1 protein-coding gene is annotated in these 1,231 nt (G+C 71.6%); it reads left to right on the forward strand.

Annotation, left to right across the window (positions count from 1 at the left end; genetic code table 11):
* Positions 1-50 precede the first annotated feature (50 nt).
* On the forward strand, positions 51-1,231 hold a 1,181-nt coding region (locus tag ACZ6ZQ_RS38575), incomplete at its 3' end, for a polyketide synthase dehydratase domain-containing protein (protein WP_469773197.1).

Consider the following 1,231-nt stretch of genomic DNA (forward strand, 5'->3'; position numbering starts at 1 on the left):
GAGTAGTCTTCTCCCCGCTGTTGCGGGTCGGCCGGCCCGAGACGGAGACGGTGGCAACCGCACTCGCCCAGGTGCATGTGCGGGGTGTCGCCGTGGACTGGGAGGCGTACTACGCCGGTACGGGCGCCCAGCGCGTGGATCTGCCCACCTACGCCTTCCAGCGCGAGCACTACTGGCTCGACGCCGGAACGCTCGGCGGGGATATGACCACGGCGGGCCTCCGCTCCGCAGATCATCCGCTGCTCGGTGCCTCTGTAGCTCTGGCCGATGCGGACGGGCTGCTCCTCACCGGCCGACTGTCCCTCGCCACCCACCCCTGGCTTGCGGACCACGCCGTGGCCGGCACGGTGCTGCTTCCCGGTACCGCATTCGTCGAACTGGCGATCCGCGCCGGTGACCAGGTCGGCTGCGACCTGGTCGACGACCTCACCCTCGCGGCGCCGCTCGTGCTGCCCGAGGACGGCGGCGTCGAGCTGCAGATCACCGTCGCGGCGCCCGACGAGTCGGGCCGACGGTCCGTTGCCTTCCACTCCCGCGCCGACCGCGCGGAGGACGACGAGCCGTGGGAGCGGAATGCGACCGCGGTGCTGGCCGAGGGGGCGGAGGCCCCGGCGTTCGAGTTCGGTGTCTGGCCGCCGGCCGGGGCCGAACCCGTGGCGGTGGAAGGGCTGTACGAGGGGCTCGCGGACGCCGGCTTCGGTTACGGTCCGGTCTTCCAGGGGCTGCGCGCGGCCTGGCACCGGGGCGACGAAGTGTTCGCCGAGGTAAGTCTTGGGGACGAAGTCGAGCCAAATGCGGCGCAGTTCACCGTGCATCCTGCCCTGCTCGACTCGGCCCTGCACGCCATCAACCTCGGTGCGCTCGTCGAGGACACCGGGCAGGGACGGCTGCCGTTCGCTTGGAACGGTGTCGCCGTCCACGCCGCGGGAGCGGACACCGTGCGCGTACGGCTCTCCCGGGCCGGGCAGGACGCCGTGACGCTGGAGATCGCGGACGCTGACGGCGCGCCGGTCGCATCCGTACGCAGCCTGACCCTGCGTGCATTCTCGCCCGACCAGCTCGCAGGGTCGCGAGGCGGCCACGCTGACGCGCTGTTCCAGGTCGAGTGGTCGGCCCTGTCTGCAGCCGGTTCGGCCGGTTCGGCTGGTTCGGTCGATGACTGGATGATGTTGGGTTCTGGTTCGCAGGTGTATGCGGATCTGGCGGGGCTGGGTGCGGCTGTGGCCGAGGG

The sequence above is a fragment of the Streptomyces sp. NPDC053673 genome (assembly GCF_055585225.1).